Source organism: Novosphingobium mangrovisedimenti, assembly GCF_025153475.1.
In the GTDB taxonomy this organism is placed as follows: Bacteria; Pseudomonadota; Alphaproteobacteria; order Sphingomonadales; family Sphingomonadaceae; genus Novosphingobium; species Novosphingobium mangrovi_A.
On sequence record NZ_JANZXA010000019.1, the window covers coordinates 14,460 to 37,150 of the forward strand.

General features: G+C 62.7%; 21 protein-coding genes and 2 pseudogenes. 20 read left to right on the plus strand and 3 right to left on the minus strand.

Annotation, left to right across the window (positions count from 1 at the left end):
- Positions 1–35 precede the first annotated feature (35 nt).
- From NZK81_RS19495 to istB (NZK81_RS19520), 6 genes and pseudogenes are all read left to right on the plus strand, one after another.
- On the plus strand, positions 36–290 hold the full coding sequence (locus NZK81_RS19495; RefSeq protein WP_260047767.1) for a hypothetical protein: 255 nt from the start codon (positions 36–38) through the stop codon (positions 288–290).
- 116 nt (positions 291–406) lie between these two features.
- Entirely contained in the window at positions 407–1,909 is a 1,503-nt protein-coding gene (istA, locus tag NZK81_RS19500; protein WP_419181723.1) for an IS21 family transposase, read from the plus strand.
- Entirely contained in the window at positions 1,906–2,751 is an 846-nt protein-coding gene (istB, locus tag NZK81_RS19505) for an IS21-like element helper ATPase IstB (RefSeq protein ID WP_188822627.1), read from the plus strand. Before istA ends, istB (NZK81_RS19505) begins: the two co-directional genes overlap by 4 nt.
- A 115-nt stretch (positions 2,752–2,866) precedes the next feature.
- Positions 2,867–3,109: pseudogene (locus NZK81_RS19510) on the plus strand (IS110 family transposase); the annotation flags it as partial.
- A gap of 360 nt (positions 3,110–3,469) precedes the next feature.
- Positions 3,470–4,090: pseudogene (locus NZK81_RS19515) on the plus strand (Mu transposase domain-containing protein); the annotation flags it as partial.
- Positions 4,077–4,841: an IS21-like element helper ATPase IstB gene (gene istB, locus NZK81_RS19520; protein ID WP_188822624.1), complete on the plus strand. Its 765-nt coding sequence runs from the start codon at positions 4,077–4,079 to the stop codon at positions 4,839–4,841. The pseudogene NZK81_RS19515 and the gene istB (NZK81_RS19520), both read left to right, overlap by 14 nt.
- A gap of 156 nt (positions 4,842–4,997) precedes the next feature.
- Here the strand turns inward: istB (NZK81_RS19520) and NZK81_RS19525 are convergent, their stop codons facing one another.
- The gene (locus NZK81_RS19525; protein ID WP_188822622.1) at positions 4,998–5,444 is read right to left on the minus strand and encodes a MarR family winged helix-turn-helix transcriptional regulator; all 447 of its coding nucleotides are present in this window, start codon (positions 5,442–5,444) and stop codon (positions 4,998–5,000) included.
- A gap of 74 nt (positions 5,445–5,518) precedes the next feature.
- Between NZK81_RS19525 and NZK81_RS19530 the strand changes: the two genes are divergently transcribed.
- From NZK81_RS19530 to NZK81_RS19550, 5 genes are read left to right on the plus strand one after another with little or no spacing between them, the layout of a single operon-like run.
- Entirely contained in the window at positions 5,519–6,370 is an 852-nt protein-coding gene (locus NZK81_RS19530; protein ID WP_229710600.1) for an alpha/beta fold hydrolase, read from the plus strand.
- Between the two features lie 28 nt (positions 6,371–6,398).
- Entirely contained in the window at positions 6,399–6,812 is a 414-nt protein-coding gene (locus NZK81_RS19535) for a hotdog fold thioesterase (protein ID WP_188822620.1), read from the plus strand.
- Positions 6,802–8,253 carry an efflux transporter outer membrane subunit gene (locus NZK81_RS19540; RefSeq protein ID WP_039336907.1) on the plus strand — a complete coding sequence of 484 codons (1,452 nt, stop codon included), beginning with the start codon at positions 6,802–6,804 and terminating at the stop codon, positions 8,251–8,253. The genes NZK81_RS19535 and NZK81_RS19540 overlap by 11 nt, the downstream gene beginning before the upstream one ends.
- Positions 8,250–9,395 carry an EmrA/EmrK family multidrug efflux transporter periplasmic adaptor subunit gene (locus NZK81_RS19545; protein ID WP_039336910.1) on the plus strand — a complete coding sequence of 382 codons (1,146 nt, stop codon included), beginning with the start codon at positions 8,250–8,252 and terminating at the stop codon, positions 9,393–9,395. The genes NZK81_RS19540 and NZK81_RS19545 overlap by 4 nt, the downstream gene beginning before the upstream one ends.
- Positions 9,396–9,401: 6 nt before the next feature.
- On the plus strand, positions 9,402–10,931 hold the full coding sequence (locus NZK81_RS19550; RefSeq protein ID WP_039336911.1) for a DHA2 family efflux MFS transporter permease subunit: 1,530 nt from the start codon (positions 9,402–9,404) through the stop codon (positions 10,929–10,931).
- 62 nt (positions 10,932–10,993) lie between these two features.
- On the opposite strand, the gene NZK81_RS19555 is transcribed toward NZK81_RS19550, so the two are convergent.
- The gene (locus NZK81_RS19555; RefSeq protein WP_010890881.1) at positions 10,994–11,923 is read right to left on the minus strand and encodes a DMT family transporter; all 930 of its coding nucleotides are present in this window, start codon (positions 11,921–11,923) and stop codon (positions 10,994–10,996) included.
- 80 nt (positions 11,924–12,003) lie between these two features.
- On the opposite strand from NZK81_RS19555, the gene NZK81_RS19560 reads away from it, so the two are divergent.
- The 9 genes from NZK81_RS19560 to NZK81_RS19600 all read left to right on the plus strand — a co-directional run bounded on the left by NZK81_RS19560 (position 12,004) and on the right by NZK81_RS19600 (position 21,755).
- Entirely contained in the window at positions 12,004–13,440 is a 1,437-nt protein-coding gene (locus NZK81_RS19560) for an aromatic ring-hydroxylating oxygenase subunit alpha (protein WP_260047768.1), read from the plus strand.
- A 25-nt stretch (positions 13,441–13,465) separates the two neighbouring features.
- A complete protein-coding gene (locus NZK81_RS19565) occupies positions 13,466–13,990 on the plus strand; it encodes an aromatic-ring-hydroxylating dioxygenase subunit beta (protein WP_039336915.1) in 525 nt (174 codons plus the stop codon).
- 42 nt (positions 13,991–14,032) lie between these two features.
- Entirely contained in the window at positions 14,033–15,130 is a 1,098-nt protein-coding gene (locus tag NZK81_RS19570) for an NAD(P)-dependent alcohol dehydrogenase (RefSeq protein WP_039336917.1), read from the plus strand.
- A 72-nt stretch (positions 15,131–15,202) separates the two neighbouring features.
- Entirely contained in the window at positions 15,203–17,869 is a 2,667-nt protein-coding gene (gene ppdK, locus NZK81_RS19575; protein WP_188822618.1) for a pyruvate, phosphate dikinase, read from the plus strand.
- Between the two features lie 53 nt (positions 17,870–17,922).
- Positions 17,923–18,885 (plus strand): dihydrodipicolinate synthase family protein, encoded by a 963-nt coding sequence (locus NZK81_RS19580; protein WP_010890876.1) that lies wholly within the window; start codon positions 17,923–17,925, stop codon positions 18,883–18,885.
- Between the two features lie 25 nt (positions 18,886–18,910).
- Positions 18,911–19,924: a ketopantoate reductase family protein gene (locus NZK81_RS19585; protein ID WP_188822615.1), complete on the plus strand. Its 1,014-nt coding sequence runs from the start codon at positions 18,911–18,913 to the stop codon at positions 19,922–19,924.
- Positions 19,925–19,937: 13 nt separating this feature from the next.
- The gene (locus NZK81_RS19590; RefSeq protein WP_188822613.1) at positions 19,938–21,005 is read left to right on the plus strand and encodes a tartrate dehydrogenase; all 1,068 of its coding nucleotides are present in this window, start codon (positions 19,938–19,940) and stop codon (positions 21,003–21,005) included.
- A 44-nt stretch (positions 21,006–21,049) separates the two neighbouring features.
- Positions 21,050–21,334, plus strand: a complete 285-nt coding sequence (locus tag NZK81_RS19595; RefSeq protein WP_008828092.1) for a DUF1330 domain-containing protein — start codon at positions 21,050–21,052, stop codon at positions 21,332–21,334.
- Positions 21,335–21,344: 10 nt separating this feature from the next.
- The gene (locus NZK81_RS19600) at positions 21,345–21,755 is read left to right on the plus strand and encodes a BphX family protein (RefSeq protein WP_008828093.1); all 411 of its coding nucleotides are present in this window, start codon (positions 21,345–21,347) and stop codon (positions 21,753–21,755) included.
- Here the strand turns inward: NZK81_RS19600 and NZK81_RS19605 are convergent, their stop codons facing one another.
- Positions 21,756–22,688, minus strand: a complete 933-nt coding sequence (locus NZK81_RS19605; RefSeq protein WP_188822611.1) for a 2-dehydropantoate 2-reductase — start codon at positions 22,686–22,688, stop codon at positions 21,756–21,758.
- Positions 22,689–22,691 lie beyond the last annotated feature (3 nt).

Genomic DNA, 22,691 nt, shown 5'->3' on the forward strand with positions numbered 1-22,691 from the left:
CTATAGGCATTGATCTGGCGATCCGCGGCGATCACGTGGCTCAGATCTTCGATGACGGCCGTCCTGCCGGACGGCCAATACGCTTCCGGCATGATCCTGCATCACTGGATAGCCTTGTCGCTCGCCTCCGCGACGGCCTCGTCGAGGGCGACCGCATGCAGGCTGTGATGGAGCCCACCGGCATGAGCTGGTTCCCGGTCGCGCTGCCGCGCGACAAACAGGATGAGAATGCAGCGTCAATCAAGATGGGAATCGGTGTTTGCCGTGTCGGTGGAGGGCGGAGGGCGTAGCCCGCAGCCCGGAGACGACACGGCAAACACCGATCGCCCTTTTCCAAAGGGGGCGCTGATGGTCGGGGTTGACCCGATATTCACGAGCATTTCCAAGGTTGAGGGAGATGCCGTGGGTGCCGGGTTGCCACGTCAACGATCATCAGATGAGGTTCTTCATGAAGCTTCGACAGACCAACGGCATCGCGGCGGCATCCGCGAAGGCGGGGTTCAGCACGGCAACGGGTTATCGGATTGCCCAGACGCCGGTGCTTCCCTCGCAGCGCGCCAAGACGCGCGAGCGGCGCCGGCCCGATCCACTGGCCGAGATTTTCGAGCACGAGATCGTGCCCCTCCTGAAGGCAGCGCCGGGGCTGCGGGCGGTGGCGGTCTTCGAAGAGATGCGCCGGCGTCATCCCGATCTCGATCCCGGGGTCAGGCGCACCATGGAACGGCGCATCCGCTCCTGGCGGGCGCTTCACGGACCCGAACAGGAGGTGATCTTCCGTCAGATCCATGAGCCGGGCCGGCTCGGCCTGTCCGACTTCACCGACATGGGCGATCTTGGCGTCCTGGTTGCCGGGCAGCCGCTCGATCATCGCCTCTATCACTTCCGGCTGATGTGGTCGGGCTTCGAACATGCCCATGTGATCCTGGGCGGCGAGAGTTACGTCGCGCTTGCCGAAGGGCTGCAGAACGCGCTGTGGGCGCTGGGCGGTGCGCCGACGGAGCACCGCAGCGACAGCCTGTCGGCGGCCTTCCGCAATCTTGATGCCGAAGCCCGGGCGGATCTCACCACCCGCTACGACGCGCTGTGCGGGCATTACGGCATGACGCCGACCCGCAACAACCGCGGCATCGCGCATGAGAATGGCGGGATCGAGAGCGCGCACGGCCATCTCAAGGCGGCGGTTCGCGACGCGCTCTTGCTGCGCGCCTCGCGCGACTTCGATGATCTGGCCGCCTATCGCCGCTTCATCGACGAGATCGTGGCGGCCAAGAACCGACGCAGCGGTGCCCGCATCGATGCCGAGCGCGCCGCGCTGCAACCGCTGCCCGACCGGCGCACCAGCGATTATGAGGAAGTCATCGTCACCGTCACGTCGACCAGCAGCTTCACGCTGAGGAAAGTGTTCTACACCGTGCCTTCGCGGCTGATCGGACACCGGCTGCGGGTCCGGCTCTACGATGACCGGCTCGACCTGTTCATCGGCGGCACCCATCTCATGACGCTGGCGCGCGGACGCTCGAAGAGCAATGGCGCGCACGGTCATGTCGTCGATTACCGGCATGTGATCCACAGCCTGCGCCGCAAGCCGATGGCGCTGATGAAGCTGGTCTATCGCGATCAGCTCTTCCCCCGCGAGGCCTACGCCCGGACCTTCGAGAGGCTGGTCGAGGCCTTGTCCGAACGCGTCGCCTGCCGGATGATGGTCGAACTGCTGGCCATGGCGCATGAACGCGCCTGCGAGGCCGAGCTCGCCGATCTGCTGGGCACCGATCTTGCCGCCGGCCGCCTGCCCGACATCGCTGCGCTCAGGGAGCGCTTCGCTCCCAATCCGGCAGCGCTGCCCGAGGTGGTCATCCAACTCGCGCCCCTCAGCACTTATGATGTCCTGCTGACGGGAGAAGCGGCATGACCAAGGCAACCCAGGCAATCGACGCCCAGCGCCTCACCCTCATCCTCAACGACCTGCGCCTGCCGGCCATCAAGCTGGTATGGCCGGACTTCGCCGAGCGCGCCGACAAGGAAGGCTGGCCCGCCGCCAGGCTACTCGCGGCCCTTGCCGAGCATGAGATCGCCGAACGCGATCGGCGCCGCATCGAACGGCACCTGGGCGAAGCGCGGCTGCCTCCGGGCAAGACGCTCGAAAGCTTCGCCTTCGATGCCGTGCCGATGATCTCGCGCGCGCAGGTGACCGCTATGTGCTCGGGCGACGGATGGCTGGAAAAAGGCGCCAATCTCATCCTGTTCGGCCCGCCCGGCTGCGGCAAGTCGAATCTCGCCGCAGCCATCGGCCTGGCGCTGATCGAAAATGGCTGGCGCGTGCTGTTCGCGCGTACTTCCGACCTCGTACAGAAACTCCAGGTCGCGCGCCGCGAACTCGCGCTCGAAGCCGCCATCGCCAAGCTCGACAAATATCACCTGCTGGTCCTCGACGATCTCGCCTATGTCACCAAGGACCAGGCCGAGACCTCGGTCCTGTTCGAGCTGATCAGCGCCCGATACGAGCGTCGCTCCATGCTCATCACCGCCAACCAGCCCTTCGGTGAATGGAACCGTGTCTTCCCCGATCCCGCCATGACGCTCGCCGCCGTTGACCGTCTGGTCCACCACGCCACCATCTTCGAGATGAATGTCGAGAGCTACCGCCGGCGCTCCGCCCTCCAGCGTCAATCACGCGCCGGACGGCCCCCGACCTACGCGACAATCAAAACCGCCGACGAATTGTCGCCGCGCGACAATCAAGCCGGCGAATAGAGCTTGCCAGCGTCAATCTGAACCGGCACAAACAAACCGCCGCGACAATCTGTTCTCATCCTGATTGACGCCCGCCTCTCATCCAGATCGCCGCGCTATAGGCGAGTAGCGCCTGATCGATGCCGGCGTCGAAGTCGCCAGGGTTAAGGGCAAACGGGTCAAGGCGCTGCGGCGGTACCTCTCAGAACATGCCAAGACCGATCTTGCCGATGCGCAGGTGCTGGCTTCCATTCCGGCCTTCGGAGGACCACGTCTCGATCCAGTCCACATCCCTGCCGCCCGGAGCCATGCCCTGCAACGGCTGACCAAGCAGCGCGAACGCTTCAAGGACAATATCTCGGCGGCCAAGCGCCGGTTGCTCGATCTGGTACGATGGGCATTACCTGAACTTGAGCGAGTGCTGCCGGACTTGAGCACCTGCCTCTCGCTGTCGCTGTTCCGCCGCTGGCTCGACCCCGAAGTTGTGCTGGCAGCACGCCGGCCAACCCTGCGCAGGTACATCGCCGAACACGCCAGCGGCAATCATCCGCACAGCGGACCCTTCGTCGAGGGGCTGATCGAAGGCCTGCGTCTAGCGGCCCGACAGGCCCAGTCCCTCCATGGCAGCCATGTCGACTTTGCCGAGCTGCAGCTCGAAGTGGCAACGGAAATTGAAATCGTGCTGAGCAAGATGGCTGCCGTTGCCTCGCTCGAACGTCGCATCGCTGAACTCTACCAGGAGCTTGAGCGGCCAGCCCTGCAGCCGATGCTGGCGCCGTTCGATGGCTTCCACGAGACGGCCCATGCCGTGACCGGCACCTGCCTGATCAGCTTCGACCGCAACCGCTATTCCGTCATGGCCAAGGCCGCGCGGCGGGCGGTCCAGGTCCGCGCCTATGCCGACCGGATCGTCGTCCGCCTCGGCAACGAGGTCGTTGCCGAACATGCCCGGCACTTCGGCCGTGACCGGACGATCTATAATCCCTGGCACTATCTGCCGGTCCTGGCCAACAAGCCCGGCGCCTTGCGCAACGGGGCGCCGTTCCAGGGCTGGGACCTGCCGCCGGCAATGGCGCGGCTGCGCCGCAAGCTGGGGAGCGGCGATGAGGCCGATCGGCGCTTCGTCCGGGTGCTGGCGGCCGTTCTGACCGATGGCCTGGACGCGGTCGAGACGGCAATCCGCGAGGCGCTCGATGCCGGCGCTGCCAGCGACGAGGTGATCCTCAACATCCTAGCCCGATACCGCGAGCCGGCAACCGACCGGCCTCTCGACGTGGTCGTCGATCTGAAGCTCAGCCATCCGCCGATCGCTGACTGCGCCCGCTACGATACCGTGCGAGGCCTTGATGCAGCGGCATGAGATGATCGAGGCGATGCGCGGGCTCGGCCTCAGGGGCATGGCCGGCGCGTTCGACGAGGCCGTCACCACGGGTCTGCAGCGCAAGCGCACGACTCACGAGATCCTGACCGACCTGCTGCGGGCAGAAGCGGCGCATCGCCATGCCGCCTCGATCCGCTACCGCATGACCGCAGCCAAGTTGCCCGTGGTCAAAGACCTCGATGCCTTCGTGTTCGAGGGCACGCCGATCAACGAGGGCCTGGTGCGCTCTCTGCATGCAGGTTCATTCCTGCCCGGTCGCCGCAACATCGTGCTCATCGGCGGTACGGGCACTGGCAAAACCCACCTGGCCACCGCGATCACCGCCAGCGTCGTCTGCGCCGGCGCCCGCGGCCGCTACTTCAACACGGTCGACCTGGTCACCCGGCTCGAGGAGGAGGTCCGGATCGGCAAGGCCGGAGCCATGGCCGCCCAGCTCAGCCGGCTCGACGTCGTGGTCCTCGACGAACTGGGCTACCTGCCGTTCGCCCGCTCAGGCGGGCAGCTGCTGTTCCACCTGATCAGCAAGCTCTACGAGAAGACCTCGGTCATTATCACCACCAACCTGGCCTTCGGCGAGTGGCCCACTGTCTTCGGCGATCCCAAGATGACCACCGCGCTGCTCGACCGCATCACCCACCATTGCGACATCGTCGAGACCGGCAACGACAGCTTCCGGTTCAGGGCCAGCTCGGCAGCACCCAAAACCAGAAAGGAAAAATCACCCGCTTGACCTCAACCCCGCACCGCGGGACATAACTTCCACCCGGGTCACTTCTCAGCGGCAATCTACATTGAGGCAACAGGGGGGGGCAAATCCTCGGTTCGGTTGACAATCGATGGCTGATCACTGTCTCGCGAGTTGTGATAGACGCGTTCGGTGCCAATACTACAGATTGGCGGCCATACTGGCCAGGAGTTGCTTGAAGGTGGCAATGTCATTAGCCGATATGCCAGCGAGCAACCGTTCGTAGACCACATCGGCTTCCGCCCTAAGCGCGGGCAGGATGCCGATGGCTTTTGGGCGCAGATGCAAGGTCCACACCCGGCGATTGCCTTCGACAGCGCGGCGCTCGACATAGTCCGCCTTTTCGAGCTGGTCTATGACATGGCCAACGCTTGCACGCTCCAGCTCCAGGCATTTGGCGAGTTCAGTCTGGGTCAGGCCGGGTGTCCTGAAGATGTAGGCGAGAGCGCGCCATTGGGTGCGGGTTAGCCCGAACTTCGCGGTGGATGCATCGAACACGCGGCGAAGCTTGCGCGGCACCTCCTCGATCAGGAACACGAGCCCATCGGCTTCGGTAAGGTAGCTTTGCTCGTCGGACGTCTTCGCCATGGTCGTCGCTCATAGCCTTCGATTGCTCAAGAGGACAGTCTTTACTGTAAAATATTTTATAGTAAGATATGATCATGCCGAATCCGCACTTTACACTCTCCGGCCATTCCGGTCATGCCATCGCCGCACTTACCGAAGGACCTGAGCAAGGATTTCCGGTACTTCTCGCCCACGGTGGAGGGCAGACCAAGCGGGCGTGGAAGCAGGTGACGGCGATGCTGGCCAGACATGGGTTCCGCGCCATCGCGCTGGACCTGCGTGGTCATGGCGAAAGCGCCTGGGCCGATGACGGTGCCTATGACATCGTCGATTTCGCTGGCGATCTGGTCGCCATCGCCGGGTCGCTCGACCGCAAGCCCGCGCTGATCGGGGCATCGCTTGGCGGGCTGGCCGGGATCATGGCCGAAGGTGAGGTCGCCCCCGGCAGCTTCGCCTCGCTGACCCTTGTGGACATCACCCCGCAAATGGAGGCGGGCGGAGTAACGCGCGTGGTTGGTTTCATGGCGGCGCACGCGCGCGAAGGCTTTGCCTCGCCCGACGAGGCAGCGCGGGTGATTTCCGAATATCTCCCCCACCGTCCAAGCCGCAAGGCCTCGTCGGGCCTCGCCCATTATCTGCGACAGAAGGAAGACGGACGCTATTACTGGCATTGGGACCCGGCGTTCATCGACGGCATCATGCGTCGCCATGCCGAGCGCGGCGATGGCAGCGACTATGGACTGGGTGAGCTGGGCGAAGCCGCTGCGCGGCTTGCGTTGCCGGTCCACCTGATCCGGGGCGGATCGAGCGATCTGGTCTCGCCCGAAGCCGTCGCGCATTTCCGCGCGCTGGTTCCCCACGCCGCTTACAGCGACATCGCGGATGCGACGCATATGGTGTCGGCGACCAGAACGACGCCTTTGGCGACGCGATCCTCGATTTCCTGATGCGGACACACGGCACGGAGATCGCGGCATGAGCGAACCTGCAGCGAAGGTCGACCTCGAACAGCTCCGTGCGATGCTGCTCATCGCGCCGTTCCACCAATGGCTTGGGCTGGATATCGCCGAACTTACCGGCGAGGCGCTGGTCCTCGAGATGCCGTGGCGCGAGGAAATCGTCTCCAACCCGATGATCGGATCGGCCCATGGCGGTGTCCTCTCGGCGCTGATCGACCTGACCGGGCTTTACACCATCAACGCGCTCGGCGGATCGGCGCACGCGACGGCTGACATGCGGGTCGATTTCCACCGACCCGCCACTTCGGGGCCGCTGCGCGCGATCGGGCGGGTGGTCAAGCTGGGCAAGCAATTGAGCGTTGCCGAGACCCGGATCGAAGATGCCGAGGGCAGGCTGCTGGCCAGCGGACGGGGTGCCTATGTCGGCTAAGCCCTTAGCTGCTCCGGGAGCCTTGGCAGTACTTGCGCTGGCGGGTTGCGTTGCGGTCCCCGACGCCGGAGTTCGTCCGGTCATGGAAACCGCCGACACAATCGAGGCTGCGCAGACGTTGGCCGTGCGCGGCAATACGGCCTGGCCGCCAGACCAATGGTGGCGCCTTGCGGGCGATCCGCAACTGACCGCGCTGATCGAGGAGGGCCTTTCCAATTCGCCGCAGGTTGCGGTGGCGGTGGCGCGGGTCAGGCGCGCGGAAGCCGAGGCGCAGCGCGTCGGGGCCGCGCGGCTTCCCGCGATCGGTGCCGAGGCCGAAGGCGGCCTGCGCCGTCAGAGCGGCAACAACGGCATCCCCGCGCAGTTCCTCCCCGATGGCTGGAAAGACTACGGGCAGACCTCGCTGAGTTTCGGCTTCGACCTCGACCTGTGGGGTCGCAACCGCGCTGCCTATGCTGCCGCGACATCGGAGGCCCGCGCGGCGATGGTCGATGCGGCGCAGGCTCGCCTCGTGCTCTCGGTCGCGATAGCCGCCGCCTACGCAGAGCTCGGGCGCCATTACCGCGAGCGCGACAACGCAGCGGCCACGCTCGCCAACCGCCGCTCGATGCGCGAGCTTGTCGCCCAGCGCCAACGCAACGGGCTCGACAACCTCGCCAGCCTGCGCCGCGCCGATGCCGAAGTTGCCTTGGCGGAGCAGGATCTGGCAGCCGTCGATGAGAACATCGGCATCCGCCGCAACCAGCTTGCCGCGCTCCTGGGTGCTGGCCCGGATCGGGGAACGTCGATTACCCGTCCGCCGCTTGCACCCTCGACACCCGGCGGGGTTCCCGCCGGTGTCACCACCGATCTGCTTGGTCGGCGGCCCGATATCGTCGCGGCGCGCGAACGGGTCGAGGCCGCAGCCAGCCGCGTCAAGGTGGCGCGGGCCGGCTTCTTTCCGTCCGTGAACGTGAGGGCATTGGTAGGGCTTCAGGCGCTGGGACTTGGCAATCTGGTCGATTCGGGCTCGCTATTCGGAGCCGTCGGTCCGGCAATCAGCCTGCCGATCTTCCAGGGCGGCGCGCTCAAGGCGCAATATGGCAGCGCTGAGGCGGCCTATGACGAGGCCGTTGCGAACTACAACCAGACCGTTGTCACCGCGTACCAGCAGGCTGCCGACGCGGTGACCCAGCGCGACGCAGCGGACAAGCGGCTTGGCGCAACCCGCACGGCGCTGGCCGCAAGCGAGGAAGCGCTAGGTCTGGTGCGCACACGCTACGAGGCCGGGCTTGCCAGTTACCTCGATGTCCTCGCCAGTGAACGCAGCGCGCAAGACCTTCGCGTCGCAGTCATCGGCCTTGAGACATACGAACGCGGGGCGACGCTGGCGATGATCCGTGCACTGGGCGGCGGGTTCGACGCGGCCACTACCCAACCATCAGGACAGACCGAGCAATGAGCGATACTGCGACACAAGCTGCCGAAGTCGATCCGGAACTGTCCGCCTTTCGCAAGGCACGCCGGACGATGTGGCTCAAGCGCCTGGCCATTGTGCTCGCAGTGGCGGCTCTCGCATGGGGTGCCTGGTATGTGCTGGTCGCCCGCAACTATGTCAGCACCGACAACGCCTACGTGAATGCGCGAATGGCGCAGGTCACGCCGCTGGTTGTCGGATCGGCCATCGAGGTGCTGGTCGAAGACACGCAGCAGGTGAAGGCGGGTGATGTCCTCGTCCGGCTCGATCAGGCCAATGCCAAAATCGCCGTCGCGCAGGCTGAAGCCGATCTTGCCGCCGCCCGCCGCAAATTCGGGCAGGCGGTTGCGACCAACAGCGCGCTGTCGGCGCAGATCGACACATCAAGCGCCGGTCTTGTCCAGGCGCAGGCAAGGCTCCGCTCCGCGCAGGCCGAGTTCGACAAGGCGCGGATCGACTTGCGGCGCCGTGAGGCCGTCATTGCCAGCGGCGCGATCTCGGGTGAGGAACTGACCCAGGCGCGCAAGGCCTACGCCTCCGCCAACGCGGCGCTCGAGGCGGCCCGCGGGGGCATCTCCGAAGTCACTTCGGCCCGACGGGTCGCGCAAGGGCAACTTGCCGCCAACGACGCCCTGGTGCGCGGCTCCAGCGTAGATACCGACCCAGCGGTTCAGGCGGCCAAGGCCCGGCTCGATGCCGCCTTGCTCGACCTCCAGCGTACCGAAATTCGCGCGCCGGTTTCCGGGGTGGTGAGCCGCCTGCAGATTCAGGTGGGACAGCGCCTGAGCCCCGGTCAGACTATCATGACCATCGTCCCGATCGACAAGCTCTACGTCGATGCCAACTTCAAGGAAGGCCAACTCGGCCGTGTCCGTCCTGGCATGGCTGTAACCCTCAAGTCGGATCTTTATGGCGGCGATGTCGTCTACCAAGGCAAGGTCACCGGGCTGGCCGGCGGTACGGGATCGTCGATGGCAATCATCCCCGCCCAGAACGCCACCGGCAACTGGATCAAGACTGTCCAGCGCCTGCCGGTGCGGATCGAGCTTGATCCTGCCGAACTGCGCAAGCACCCGTTGCGCGTCGGGCTGTCGATGGAAGTCGAGATCGATGTTTCCGGTGAGTGAAACCAGATGAGCGAGACCGCTTCATCAGGCGCAGGAATAGCCCCGTCCCGGCAGCTTGTTGCCGGGCTCGTGCTTGCCCTTGCCAATTTCATGGTCATTCTCGACCTGAGCATCGCCAATGTCTCGATCCCGCATATCGCGGGCAATCTGGGCATCACGCTTGAACAAGGCGCATGGGTCATCACCTCCTACGCGGTCGCCGAGGCGATCTGCGTTCCCTTGACCGGATGGGTCGCCGGACGCTTCGGATCGGTACGCACCTTCCTGTTCAGCATGGTCGGGTTCGGGATCTGCTCATTCCTGTGCGGGATCTCAGTCACGATGGGCATGCTGGTCGCCAGTCGTATCGGACAGGGAATTTTCGGCGCCTTCCTGATGCCCATGTCGCAAACCTTGCTGCTCAGCGTGTTCCCGCCCGAGAAGCGCAATATGGCGATGGGACTATGGGCTGTTACACTGCTGATGGGACCTGCTCTTGGTCCAATGATCGGTGGCTATCTCACAGAAAATTATTCCTGGCATTGGATATTCCTGATCAACTTGCCCGTCGCCATCCTGTGCATCGTGGTGGGTTTCGCGCTGCTCAGGCCGATCGAGACCGAGCGGCAGATCCTGCCGATCGACTATGTCGGCCTTGCCTTGCTGGTGCTCTGGGTCGGCTGCCTCCAGATCGTGCTCGACCTTGGCCGTAACCACGACTGGTTCGCCGACCCGATGATCGTGGCGCTGGCGATCACCTCTGCCGTGGGTTTTATCGTTTTCATTATCTGGGAGTTGGGCGAGGATCACCCGATCGTCGATTTGCGAGTCCTGCGGCACCGTGGCTTCAGCGTCAGCCTGACTGTTCTGTCGCTCGCATTTGCCGGATACTTCGCGGGGTTTGTCGTTGTCCCCCAGTGGCAGCAAGCCTGGCTCGGATTTCCTGCGACAGCAGCCGGCTTGTCCTCTTCGTTTTCGGCTATGGGCGGACTGATTACCGCGCCGGTGGTGGCTTTTCTGATGAGCCGCCTCGACCTGCGTGTCCTTGTTTCGTGCGGCGTCACCTGGATTGCGGCGATGACGCTCGTGCGCACAACCTGGACAACAGACTCCGATTTCTGGACCCTCAGCATTCCGCAGTTCGTTCAGGGGCTGGGCACTCCCTTCATGATGCTTCCTCTCATGACCCTGACGCTCAATACGGTTGAGGAAAACGAGGTGGCATCGGCCGCCGGCCTGCAAAGCTTCATGCGAACCATCGCCACCGCCGTAGCGACTTCCATCACTCTGTCTTATTGGGGTGATACCCAGCGCATCGCGCGCAGCGATGCGGTGGCGGTCCTGCAGCCGGAAGCGGCGCAGGCAAGCCTTTCCAGCCTCGGCTTCCCTTCTGAACAGATAAGGCAAGTGCTCAGCAACATGGTTGAGCTGGAGGCGACAACGCTGGCGCTTATTCATACCTTCTGGGCGACCACAGCCGTTTTGCTTTTTGCCGCCGCCCTGATCTGGCTTGCCCCACGACCGTCGAAATCAGGCGGCATTACGATGGGCCACTAAAGAAGACTGACCGGCAACCAGGAGGCAGATCTGGCTCTGTCGGCTCCAGAACTTCATTGGCCTTATGTCTTGACCCGACGCGACAGCAGGATTGATGCAACCACCAACAGCGAACCGATCAGGTGGTATTTTGCGAACCGTTCTCCAAGCAGTGGTACGGCCATCAGAACCCCGAACACTGATGGCAGGTTCATGTAGACCCCCGCGCGGCCCGAGCCGACCAAGGCGACCGCGCGATTGAACAGCGCGTAGGACAGCAGCGAAGGAAATATCCCGACATAGAGCAGGGATGCGAGCGCTGCGGGTGAAGCCACGGTCAGGCCAGCCCACCAGAGGTGCCAGGCATAGGGCACACTCAAAGCCGCGATCCCGACCCCGAACAGGACAACCAGCAAACTGAGGTGGTGCATCGCCGGTGCGCGGCGCAGGAAGGTAGCATAGGCGGAATAGAGAAAAACCGCAATGATGGCGAGCAGATCGCCTCGGTTCAGCGCATCCCAGCGCAGATAGTCGGGATGCCCCTTGGTCATGATCCACGCGATTCCGGTGATCGAAAGGAGTGCGCAAACGAGAAGGATCGGGTGCACCCTCTCCCGAAACAGCACAACTGGCATGAGCAGGGTCATCACCGGCATGGTCGATTGCAACAGAAGATTGTTGGTCGCGGTGGTGAACTGCAAGCTTTGATAGACGAGAAAGGAAAACAGCCCCACTCCTAAGGCCCCGAGGAGCCCAAGGAACCGCCAGCCGCCGACAATGGCGGACAGGTCGTCGCGGAGGTGTCGCCAAGCGAACGGGAGCACGAAGACCAGCGCCACCACCCACCGCCAGAACGCCAGCGTCACGGGTGAGAGCAAGTCCTTGGCCGCCCGCCCGACGATCGGATTCAGGGCCCAAAAGAACGAGGCCAGACACAGCAACAGGGCTGGTGATTGCCAGAGCCTGGACACAAGACCCAGGATGCTGGACGTGTTGCGGTCGGCATCTTGCAACCTAAAATTCTCCCCAGAAACGCGGCTTGAGAATCGTCCTTGCGCCAACGGTAGGTTTTGCATATGGTGCATCGCGTTGCATGTATAGCGCGAATCGACTATGCAGCACTCGGAACAAAAAGCATGGGAGCGATGCGATGAATGGATCGTCGGCACTCGTCGACAACGCCGGTGCGAGCCAGTCTCGCCGGGTGTTCTGGGATCAAGATGTCTATCAGCTGGAGCTGGAGCGGATATTCTCGCGATGCTGGCTCATGCTCGGACATGATTCGCTAGTTCCCAAACCGGGCGACTTCATTACGACGTACATGGCAGAAGACCGTGTCATCTTGTCGCGGCAGCCGGACGGTTCGCTGAAGGCGTTCATCAATTCCTGCACTCACCGCGGCAACCAGATCTGTCATGCCGACAGCGGCAGCGCCAAGGCGTTCGTGTGCAATTATCATGGTTGGGTTTTCGGTCAGGATGGTTCGCTCGTCGATGTTCCGATGGAAGAGCGGTGCTATCACAGCGATCTCGACAAATCCAAGCTGGGGCTCGCGCCGATCCGGGTCGAAACTTACAAGGGCTTCATCTTCGGCTGCCATGATCCCGAAGCGCCATCGCTTGAGGACTATCTGGGGGACTTCTGCTGGTACCTCGATACGATCTGGGACGGTCCGGACGGTGGTCTGGAACTGCTCGGGCCGCCGTTGAAGAGCACCCTCGCCTGCAATTGGAAAGTCCCGACCGAGAACTTCGTCGGCGATGGGTATCACGTGGGCTGGACGCATGCCGCCGCTCTCCAGATGATCGGGGGCGAGCTGGCTGGCCTGTCGGGCAATCGCGCCGACATGCCGTTTGACGACCTTGGTCTGCAATTCACCATGCGGCATGGCCACGGGTTTGGCCTGATCGATAACGCGGCGACTGCGATCCACGTCAAGCGCGACGGGTACGTCAAATATCTCGAGGAGACGCGGGGCGGAATTCGCGAAAAATTCGGGCCGGAGCGCGAACGGCTCTATGTCGGTCACTGGAATACGTCGATCTTCCCAAACTGTTCGTTCCTCTACGGAACCAACACCTTCAAGATCTGGCATCCGCGCGGGCCGCATGAAATCGAGGTCTGGACCTATACCATGGTGCCGAAGAATGCCGACACCGAAACAAAGCGGTCGATCCAGCGCGAAGCGATCCGTTCATTCGGAACGGCGGGAACGCTCGAAAGCGACGATGGCGAAAATATGTCGTCGGCTACCTACATCAACAACGGTATCATCACCCGCAAGGGGCGGATGAATTCGAGCATGGGCAAGGACCGCGAAGGGCCGCACCCCGTCTATCCAGGAATTGTCGGGGTCAGCTTCATCGGCGAAACCTCGTATCGGGGCTTTTATCGTTTCTGGCAAGAAATGCTCGATGCGCCGGATTGGGCAGCTATCCGGGCCAATGACGATACCTGGGATGTAATGTGGACCAACCGTAATTTTTGGCCTGATCGTCTGTCGGCGAAGCAAGCCGAGCCGCAAGACTGATCCCGACAGCAATCTGGACCGCAAGATGACCGAAACACGCAAGCCCGTAGGCATGGAACTGCATCATGCCATCGTCAGTCACTATTCCGCCGAGGTGCGGATGTTGCAAAACCAGCAATATCGCGAATGGTTCGATACTGTAATCGCCGAAGATATCCATTACTGGATGCCAGTTTACGAACAGCGGTTCGCACGTGACCGCCGCCCGGATCCAACCCCGGGGGATGCCGCAATCTACAACGATGACTATTCCGAGCTGCAGCAGCGGGTCGACCGGTTGCTGACGGGTCAGGTATGGATGGAAGATCCGCCATCACGAATCCGCTATTTCGTCACCAATGTCGAAGCATTCGAAATTGCACCGTTTGAATTCGAGGTCTTCTCTAACGTTCTGGTGCACCGCAATCGCCGACAGAGCGAAGTTTACGTGCACACGCTGGGACGCGAAGACAAGCTGCGGAAAACAGACAGCGGCTTCAAGGTATTCAGCAGAAAGCTGAATATCGACGCGCGCGTCGTGCAGGACAAGAATCTCTATTTCTTTGTATAAGCAAATTCAATCAAATAGAAATCAGGAAACGGGAGAGCAAAAATGGACGCATACGCGGCAATTATCGAGCGTCAGGGTGGCGAATTCGTTCTGGATAACGTCTCCATCGAGGATCCGCGCGACGGCGAAGTGCTGGTCAAGGTTGCCGCAGCTGGCATATGCCACACCGACCTGACGGTTCGCGATCAATATTATCCGACGCCGCTGCCGGCGGTGCTGGGCCATGAAGGTTCGGGTGTTGTCGAAAAGGTCGGCCGCGGCGTGACCACTGTCAAGCCAGGCGACAAGGTCGTGCTCTCCTTCAGCTATTGCGGCACCTGTCCATCGTGCCTCAAGGGCCATCAGGCCTATTGTCCGAGCCTGTTCCCGCTCAATTTCATGGGCCGCCGCCTGGATGGTTCGACGCCGATCACCCGCAACGGCCAAGAAGTCAACGCCTGCTTCTTCGGTCAATCCTCGTTCGCGACCTATTCGATCGCGTCGGAAAACAACTGCGTCAAGGTTGCCGACGACGCACAGATCGAACTTTTGGGCCCACTGGGCTGCGGCATCCAGACCGGGGCGGGCAGCATCCTCAATGCGCTTTGTCCCGAACCTGGCTCCTCGATCGCGATCTTCGGGGTCGGGTCGGTCGGCCTCAGCGCAGTGATGGCCGCCAAGGCCTCGGGCTGCCTCAAGATCATCGCGGTTGACCGCAACGCAGGCCGCTTGGAACTGGCGCGTGAACTGGGCGCCACCGATGTGATCGACGCCAACACGGTCAACGCTCAGGAAGCGATCGTCGCGATGACCGGTGGCGGCGCCGACTATGCCATGGATACCACCGCCATTCCAGCGGTGCTGCGCTCGGCGGTGGACAGCACGCACAACATGGGTGAAACCGCAGTGGTCGGCGGGGCGAAGCTGGGCACCGAATTTTCGCTAGACATGAACAACATGCTGTTTGGCCGCAAGTTGCGCGGCGTAGTCGAAGGATCGAGCACCCCGCAGGTCTTCATCCCGCAACTGATTGCGATGCAGAAGGCCGGGCTGTTCCCGTTCGAGAAGCTCTGCACCTTCTATGATCTCGACCAGATCAACCAGGCCGTCGAGGATACCGAAAAGACCGGCAAGGCGATCAAGGCCATTCTCAAAATGTAGATCGCTTTTGGGGCGGCGCACCAATCGAATTGCGCCGCCTTGGACCTGCACTTGGACCTCAGGAATTTAACAATGTCGAGTGTGTTTTCCTTCGGTTCCGGCGTTCTGGTCGCAGGTCAGATTGGCCTCGACAAGCGCGTCTTGGGCGGGAAAGGGGCCAACCTCGCCGAGATGGCGCGGATCGGGCTGCCCGTCCCGCCTGGATTCACGATCTCCGCCGGCGAATGCCTCGCTTATCTTGACCACGGCAGAGCTTCACTTGATCGCATCCGCGATGAGGTTTCGGCTGCTTTGGGGCTGGTCGAACGGGCGACGGGCAAGACGTTCGGCAATCCTCGCGATCCCCTGCTGGTCTCGGTGCGTTCGGGCGCGCGGGTATCCATGCCGGGGATGATGGACACGATCCTCAACCTTGGCATTAATGATGCGACCGTCACCGGCCTGGGCCAGTCCTCCGGGGATGAGCGGTTCGCGCTCGACAGTTATCGCCGCTTCATCCAGATGTATTCCAGTGTCGTGCTCGAAATCGAGCATGGCGTATTCGAGGCAGCCCTTGACCGCATCAAGGAAGATCGCGGCGTCGATGAGGATATCGATCTTCGAGTGGAGGATCTGCGCGGCCTGATCGCGACCTTCAAGGATCTCGTGCTTGCCCATCACGGCGCGGCCTTTCCTCAGGATGTACAGGAACAACTCTGGACGGCAATCGAGGCGGTGTTCCGCTCATGGGACTCACCGCGAGCCAAGGTCTACCGGCGCCTGAACGATATCCCCGGAGATTGGGGCACGGCGGTTAACGTCCAGGCCATGGTGTTCGGAAATCTTGGCGAGACCAGCGCTACCGGCGTCGCCTTTACCCGCAACCCTGCAACCGGCGAGAAGGCCTACTACGGCGAATGGCTGGCCAACGCCCAGGGTGAGGATGTTGTCGCCGGCATCCGCACGCCCCAGTATCTGACCAGGGCTGCCCGCGAAGCCGCAGGTGCGCGGCTTCCCTCAATGCAGGAAGCGATGCCGAAGGCCTATGCCCAACTTGCTGAGGTGTTCGAACTGCTGGAGCGCCACTATCGCGACATGCAGGACATCGAATTCACAGTCGAACGCGGCAGGCTCTACCTCCTTCAGACCCGTTCGGGCAAGCGCACCGCCAAGGCCGCGCTCAAGATTGCCGTCGACATGGTCGAAGAGAGCCTGGTCGACGAAGTGACCGCGCTGCTCCGCCTCGACCCGGCCTCGCTCGACCAGTTGCTTCACCCCTCGCTCGATCCGAATGCCCCGCGGGTGCTGCTCGGAAAGGGTTTGCCTGCCTCGCCCGGGGCAGCCTCGGGAGGTGTGGTATTCGATGCGGAAACAGCGGCACGGTGGGCCGAATTGGGAGAGAAGGTCATCCTCGTCAGGCATGAGACGTCGCCTGACGACATCCATGGCATGCACGTCGCAACCGGCATCCTGACGGCGCGCGGCGGCATGACCAGCCACGCGGCCGTGGTCGCGCGGGGTATGGGCCGGCCATGCGTGGCGGGCACCGCCAGTCTCAAGATCGACCCGGTCGCGCGGGTCGCCGAGATCGGCGGCCAGCGGCTCGAAGAGGGCGCATTCATCACGATCGACGGTTCGACCGGCGAAGTGTTCCTGGGCGAACTGCCGACGATCCTGCCCAAACTTTCGGGCGATTTCGCAACGGTGATGGCATGGGCTGACAAGCATCGCCGCCTGAAGATTCGGACCAACGCGGAAACCCCGCTCGATTGCGAAATGGCCCGCCGGTTCGGGGCCGAAGGGGTCGGGCTTTGCCGAACCGAGCACATGTTCTTCGATGAAAGCCGGATCCTCGCCATGCGGCAGATGATCCTGGCCGACAGCGAAAAGGAACGACGCTCCGCGCTCGACCAGCTATTGCCCGAACAGCGCGCCGACTTCCGCCGGATCTTTGAGATCATGGAAGGCTTGCCAGTCACCATCCGCCTCCTCGATCCGCCGCTGCACGAGTTTCTGCCGCATACGGATAGCGAATTCACCGAGCTTTCGCGGGCGATGGGTATTGACGTGGAGCAGGTTCGGCATCGCGCAATCGAATTGGCGGAAACCAACCCCATGCTGGGGCATCGAGGCTGCCGACTGGGCGTGGTCTATCCCGAAATATACGAAATGCAGGCTCGCGCGATTTTCGAGGCTGCGCTCGAAGTCGCGGGCGAGGCGGGCATGGCGGTCTGTCCCGAAATCATGATCCCGCTGGTCGGATTGCCGCGTGAACTGGAATCACTGAAGGATACCCTGTACAGGGTCGCTGAAGTCGTGTTCGCCGAAAAAGGCGAGCGGATCGCCTTTAGCGTTGGCACCATGATCGAGCTGCCGCGGGCAGCCCTGGTTGCCGACGAAATCGCTGCAAGCGGGGAATTCTTCTCGTTCGGAACCAATGATCTGACCCAGACTACGCTGGGGATCAGCCGCGACGATGCGGCGCGTTTCCTGGGTGCTTATGTGGAAAAAGGCATTATCGCCAAGGACCCGTTCGTCACCCTCGATATCGAAGGGGTCGGCAAGCTGATCGAAATGGCATCGCGCAAAGGGCGCGAAACCCGGCCCGACCTAAAACTGGGGATCTGCGGCGAGCACGGCGGCGATCCGGCCACGATCGCTTTCTGTGAGGAGATCGGGTTGGACTATGTCAGCGCATCGCCTTTCCGGGTGCCGATTGCCCGACTGGCTGCGGCCCAGGCGGCGCTGGCGCCTTCATGAACGGCCGATGCAAGCTGAAATTCTGAACCAAATCGAGATGAGGTGCACCTCAAATGGAATATGATCGTAAGGACGCCAAGGCCTGGGCAACGAAGACCGTCAGGGGCTTCTATCAGTGTCCGATCACCCCGATGACCGCCGATTACAAGTTCGATGTGGACGGTATCCGCTACAACATCGATAAATATGTCGAAATGGGCGTAGATGGCTTGGCCGTCGGCGGGTTCATCGCCGAATGCTGGAACGTCTCAGCGTCAGACTGGTTTCGCTATCACGAGATCGTCGCCGAGGCGAATGCCGGGCGGCTCGATCTGTGGACCATCGTGCTCGATCCCAGCGTCTATACCGCGATCGAGAAGATGCAGTTCGTCGAGAAGCTCGGGTATAACGGGGCTGAGGTGATCAACCCGGTTGTGCAGCTCAAGCGCGACGACGAAATCTATTCCTGGTTCAAGTTCCTGACCGACCACACCGATCTGGCCGTCTGCCTCTACCGGACCCCGGTTTCGGGCACCGTGCTGAGCTGGGACCTGATGCGCCGCCTGGCCGATATCGATACCGTGATCGGCGTCAAACAAGGTGCCATGAGCCGTGCCGAGACAATCAAGATCCGCCAGCTAATGCCCGAAGGCTTCAACACGATGGAGCCATTCGAATACTTCTTCCTCGACGATCTGCGTCTTGGCGGCACCGTTTGCTGGGGTGAATTGTCCTACATGCTGTACGGCAAGAAGCGCCATTTCGCCAAGGAATACATCCGCCTGGCGCATGAAGGAAAATGGGAGGAAGCGCGGGCCGCTTCCGATCAGCTCAGCGAAGTCCGCGAATTCTATCACGACAACTTCCTGTGGGATATCGCCCGCACCGCGACCTATGCCAGCGCACTTGCCAATGTGAAGGCCTGGTACGAAGCGATTGGCCTCAAGGCTGGCCCGATCCTGCCGCCGGTGGCTGATGTGACGCCGGAAAAGAAAGAGCAGATCAGGGCCAAGCTGGTCGAACTGGGCATTGCCTGAACCGAACCAACGGGAATCCCAAAGCATGTCCAAGCAATTGCATTTCTGTTTCCACGGCGCCGGCGGGCTAGGCTCGGTCATCGGCGGATTCCTGGCGCGCGGCGGCCACAAGGTCACGCTGATTGCGCGCAAGCCCCATGTCGAGGCGATCCGCCGGGATGGCCTGAGTATTTCGGGTGTGCGGGCGCAATTCGTCCAGCGCGAAAACCTCTTCGCGGTCGAAACGCCCGAGGAGGTTGAAGGCGACATCGACTATTACATCCTGCTGACCAAGGCCAAGGGTACCGATCAGGCGCTGGCCGATGCGCAGGTGTTGGTCGATCGCACCGCTTGCGCGCTGACTTTGCAGAACGGCGTGGGCAAGGAAGGCAAACTCCAGGCCGCGTTTGGCAAGGACAAGGTGATCGGCGGCTCGATCATGGACGGGGCGACCCTGCTCGAACCGGGCAAGGCGCTCAATCACATGGCGGTTCCCGTCACCGCCTATTTCGGCGAGCTGGAAGGCGGGGAGAGCGAGCGCACGCGGATCATGGCCGAAGCGCTCGACGCTGCGGGCATGGGTTCGCGCTCAACTCCCGATATCGTCCATGTCCATTGGGAAAAAGTGGTTCAGGTCGGTGGAGCATCGTCGTGGAGCGCCAGTACGCTGGGCGCGCTTCCAAAGCTCGATTTTGTGGATGGTGTGGCGGTTCGCGAAGGCGCCGAACACTATGTCCACGTCGTCAAGGATCTGCTGGCGATCTACAAGGCACTTGGCTACGAACCGCAGAACTATTTCGCGCCTGTATCCAGATTGGTCGAGATTGACCGTGAAGGCTTTGAAGAGGCAGTGTACGGTGTCATGGCGATGGGCACCAGATTCAAGCCGGAAAACCGTCCCGTCCGCACCTCGATGCATGACGATCTCGTGGCGGGCCGGCGGATGGAAGTTGACGAGGTCCTGGGGCCGCTCGCGGCGGCAGCGGAGCAACTGCAGGTTCCTGCGCCAGCCTTTCTCAGCGCCTATCGGGTGCTCAAGACTTTGAACAGCTATCTGTAGGGAAAGATTGACCATGAGGCGTTATTCCATCGCCAGCATTCCGGGAGATGGAATTGGCCGCGAGGTGGTGCCTGCCGCAATCGAGGTGCTGACGGCGGCAGCGGCCAAGTGCGGTTTCGTGCTCGAATTCCGGCACTTCGACTGGAGCTGCCAGACCTACCTCAAAACCGGCAAGATGATGCCCGATGATGGGCTAGACCGGTTGCGCGATCATGATGCGGTGTTCCTCGGCGCGGTCGGCTTTCCCGGGGTACCCGATCATATCTCGCTGTGGGGGCTGCTGCTGCCGATCCGGCGCGAGTTCGAGCAGTACGTCAATCTGCGTCCGGTGCGGCTGCTGCCGGGCATCGCTTCGCCCCTGCGCGACAAGGCTCCCGGCGACATCGATTTCTGGGTGGTGCGCGAAAACTCGGAAGGCGAATATTCCCAGATCGGCGGTCGGACCGGGACCGGCGAGAACGAAATCGTCGTCCAGCAGGCGATCTTCACCCGCCGGGGCACCGACCGCATCTTGCGCTATGCCTTCGACTTCGCTCGGCGGAGCGGGCGCAGGCATGTGACCAGCGCGACGAAGTCCAATGGACTCTATCATTCGATGCCGTTCTGGGACGAGCGCTTTGCCGCGATCGGCGCCGAATACCCCGATGTTGCCGCCGATCAGTATCATGTCGATATTCTCGCCGCACGCTTTGTGATGTCGCCCGAACGGTTCAATGTGGTGGTTGGGTCGAACCTTTTTGGTGATATCCTTTCCGATCTGGGGCCGGGAATCACTGGCACCATCGCTGTGGCTCCTTCTGCTAACCTCAACCCCGAACGGCGGTTCCCTTCGATGTTCGAGCCGGTCCACGGGTCTGCCCCGGACATCGCCGGGCAGGGCATCGCCAATCCGATCGGCCAGATTTGGTCGGGTGCAATGATGCTGGAACATCTCGGCGAAACCGAGCCCGCCGCGCTGGTGATGCGCGCACTCGAAACGGCGCTCATTGCGCCCGATATTGCGAGGACCCCCGATCTTGGCGGAAACGGGACAACCGCGGGATTTGCGCAAGCTGTTCGCAACACCTTGCTGGGGCTCTAGCGGGAAAGCTAGCGGTCCCGGCGCTGACCAAAGGAAACGGAGTGATGGCTGCCTATTTCATCGGATCGATCAAATCGCACGACGAAACCTGGGTGGCAGGCTATATGGCCGCAGTTCCGGCGCTGGTCGGACGCCACGGCGGGGAAATGGTCTGCCGTTCGCACGAGTTCGTCCGTTATGAGGGCGAGGGAGCCGCACCTGACTATGTCGTGGTGATCCGGTTTCCTTCGATGGAGGCGATCGACGCCTTCATGAACGATCCAGACTATGCGCCGCACAAGGATGCGCGCATCGCCTGCGCCACATCGGATATCTTCGCGATCGCCTGAGGAGGCCGCCATGAAGGTTCTGCGCACTTACCTGATTGCCGTGGGGATCTGGTATCTCTGCAATCTCGTGCTGCTCTGGCCGCCGGTCTATGCGGGGGCCCTGCGGCTGATCTACCCCGGTATTGCGCTGGGGCAGGGGACGCCGTCTTTCGGCCTGCTGCTTGATGCCTGGTTGATCGTTGGCATCCAACTGGCGGCAATCGGCCTTGTGGCGTTGTGGGGCGCGCGCGATCCGTTGCGCTACTGGGCGCTGGTTCCGGTGATCGTGCTGACCGAACTCGTCGGCTCCGCCTGGGACATCTATAGCGTCGTTTGGAGCGGAGAAGCCTTGTGGGTCGGCTTGACGACCTTGGCCGCGCATGCTGTGATCATGGCGGGTGCATGGTTTGCCAGGCGCGCGATGGAGCGGGATATCGTCTGATCAATCAGGTTGAAGCCCGCGGGCGCGCAGCCGCGCGAGGATTTCGTCTGTGGCCGGGCAGGGCAGGTCGGCCTGTCGCGCGAAGCGGGGTATGGCCCCACTGAGGTGGACGAATTCCGACGGTCTGCCCGCTTCGAGATCGCGCTGCAGCGAACTGGTGACGTCGGGTGGAAAGCGGCCGATGAAGTCCAGCTTCTCGTATATGCAATCGGGCGGCAATTCGATGCCCAACGCCGCTGCGATCCGTTCGACCTCGGCCATGGCCTCGCGCAAAAGCGAGCTGGCCTGGGGATGGCCTAGCACCTGACCGACCTTCAGGCCGAACGCCGGGGCCACCGCGCCGATCGTCGCGGCCATCAGGAACTTGTCCCACAACGCTGGGCGCATGTCGCCTGTCAGAGTGGTGGGGACCCCAGCGGCAATAAGGTCGCCCGCAAGGATTGCCGAGGCCTGTCCGGGAGCCGGGTCGGTTGCGCGATCGGCGACCGGGCCGGCCAGCAGCGTGGCGGGGACGCCGGTGTGGCGCACGATCCCGTCTTCCAGCTCGAAGAAGCCGTGCATGCGTGCGCCAAGCACGACAGCGCGGGGCAGGGCGGCCTGGGCGATGCCGGGTGCTTCGACCCCATTCTGCACCGTCAGCAGCGTGAAGCGGCTTCCGCGCAGTGGTTCGAGCAGGGCAAGCGCGGATTCGATCTGAAACGTTTTGGTTGCCAGGATGGCATGATCCGGCGGCGTTGCGGGATCGCATGCTGCGGACACCGGCACACGCACTTGCCGCTCGGCCCCGCCTTCGGACAGCAGCACGCCCGTGTTTCGCAAGGCCTCGAGCCGCGCTCCTCGGGCGATCAGCAGAACTTCATGCCCGGCGTTGTGCAACCGCGTGCTCAGGAAACTGCCGATTGCCCCGGCGCCGATGATGACAAACCGGCTCACCGC

What these genes read in the sequence shown, in the direction of transcription:
- istB (WP_188822627.1), top strand. Translation starts at nt 1,906, where the DNA reads ATGACCAAGGCAACCCAGGCAATCGACGCCCAGCGCCTCACCCTCATC.
- istB (WP_188822624.1), top strand. Translation starts at nt 4,077, where the DNA reads ATGCAGCGGCATGAGATGATCGAGGCGATGCGCGGGCTCGGCCTCAGG.
- NZK81_RS19525 (WP_188822622.1), bottom strand. Translation starts at nt 5,444, where the DNA reads ATGGCGAAGACGTCCGACGAGCAAAGCTACCTTACCGAAGCCGATGGG.
- NZK81_RS19530 (WP_229710600.1), top strand. Translation starts at nt 5,519, where the DNA reads ATGCCGAATCCGCACTTTACACTCTCCGGCCATTCCGGTCATGCCATC.
- NZK81_RS19535 (WP_188822620.1), top strand. Translation starts at nt 6,399, where the DNA reads ATGAGCGAACCTGCAGCGAAGGTCGACCTCGAACAGCTCCGTGCGATG.
- NZK81_RS19540 (WP_039336907.1), top strand. Translation starts at nt 6,802, where the DNA reads ATGTCGGCTAAGCCCTTAGCTGCTCCGGGAGCCTTGGCAGTACTTGCG.
- NZK81_RS19545 (WP_039336910.1), top strand. Translation starts at nt 8,250, where the DNA reads ATGAGCGATACTGCGACACAAGCTGCCGAAGTCGATCCGGAACTGTCC.
- NZK81_RS19550 (WP_039336911.1), top strand. Translation starts at nt 9,402, where the DNA reads ATGAGCGAGACCGCTTCATCAGGCGCAGGAATAGCCCCGTCCCGGCAG.
- NZK81_RS19560 (WP_260047768.1), top strand. Translation starts at nt 12,004, where the DNA reads ATGTATAGCGCGAATCGACTATGCAGCACTCGGAACAAAAAGCATGGG.
- NZK81_RS19565 (WP_039336915.1), top strand. Translation starts at nt 13,466, where the DNA reads ATGACCGAAACACGCAAGCCCGTAGGCATGGAACTGCATCATGCCATC.
- NZK81_RS19570 (WP_039336917.1), top strand. Translation starts at nt 14,033, where the DNA reads ATGGACGCATACGCGGCAATTATCGAGCGTCAGGGTGGCGAATTCGTT.
- ppdK (WP_188822618.1), top strand. Translation starts at nt 15,203, where the DNA reads ATGTCGAGTGTGTTTTCCTTCGGTTCCGGCGTTCTGGTCGCAGGTCAG.
- NZK81_RS19580 (WP_010890876.1), top strand. Translation starts at nt 17,923, where the DNA reads ATGGAATATGATCGTAAGGACGCCAAGGCCTGGGCAACGAAGACCGTC.
- NZK81_RS19585 (WP_188822615.1), top strand. Translation starts at nt 18,911, where the DNA reads ATGTCCAAGCAATTGCATTTCTGTTTCCACGGCGCCGGCGGGCTAGGC.
- NZK81_RS19590 (WP_188822613.1), top strand. Translation starts at nt 19,938, where the DNA reads ATGAGGCGTTATTCCATCGCCAGCATTCCGGGAGATGGAATTGGCCGC.
- NZK81_RS19595 (WP_008828092.1), top strand. Translation starts at nt 21,050, where the DNA reads ATGGCTGCCTATTTCATCGGATCGATCAAATCGCACGACGAAACCTGG.
- NZK81_RS19600 (WP_008828093.1), top strand. Translation starts at nt 21,345, where the DNA reads ATGAAGGTTCTGCGCACTTACCTGATTGCCGTGGGGATCTGGTATCTC.